Here is an 843-nt window from a genome sequence, read left to right as displayed (position 1 = left end):
TGACACAGTCAAATTAAATCCCTCTTCCTTCCACTCTCTCGTCCAGCGCTTCATCCGTTCGGCAAGCATGGTATCGACCTCCAAAAGATCTTGAACCTCGGGAATCTCGGTTTGGGTGACTCGGCGGCGCATCAGGCGTAGCAGCCACTTGGTGAGCGTCCGGCGCAACTCCCGCTGCTCAGGGGCGTCGAGCCACGCGACGAGCGCTCGCACCACCTCTCGAATCTCGTCAGGCGTACGCGCTAATTCTAGCCGAAAGAGCGCCGCAGCGAGGTTGCGGCGGTGGGCGAGCTCCGCGGGATCATACCGCCCTTCGTCAATGAGGACGTAACGGAGTTCCGGGAGGTAAGCGCGTAACACTTCGGGCGTTGCCAGATCGATCAACGCCGAGAATTCCGTCGCCGCGCGCCAGCGGCGTTCGCCGTTGTAGAGCACGATCGGAAGCACCGGCGGCAGGCGGCGAAGGTGGCGGTTTTGCCGGATCAGATCCTTTTAGAAGATACGCCATTCGATTCGGTGTCGTGCGACTGGGTGCCGTGCGCAAGCACCAGGTCTCTTTGGCGATTCCCAATGCGATTGCCTGTCCCTCTTGGTACTGGCATTTCGCACAATCATCGGGTATGCTTTTCCTGTCCGATGTTGGGCAACCCCTCTTTCTGGTTACGGAGGATCCAATCTGTGAATCCCGACACGCCGACCCCTCACCTTCTGCCCCCGCAGCGCGAAAAGCAGTTCAACACCGCAGGGCCCAGTAAGCCCGAGCTGCACTACATGGTCGATCCGCTCGCGCGCATCGACCTCGCTGAGATCGAAGCGCTCATTGCCCAAGAGCGCTACTTCATC

General features: G+C 60.0%; 1 protein-coding gene. It reads right to left on the bottom strand.

The genetic code is table 11. The annotated features are described in order from the left end of the window. The coding region (locus ACYQ6T_RS10690) for an Rpn family recombination-promoting nuclease/putative transposase (RefSeq protein WP_459830696.1) at positions 1-456 on the bottom strand (456 nt) is incomplete at its 3' end. Positions 457-843: the final 387 nt, after the last annotated feature.

The organism is Hydrogenophilus islandicus (genome assembly GCF_054657095.1).
The sequence above is the reverse complement of the archived record's forward strand: the minus strand, read 5'-3'. Positions and strand labels throughout refer to the sequence as shown.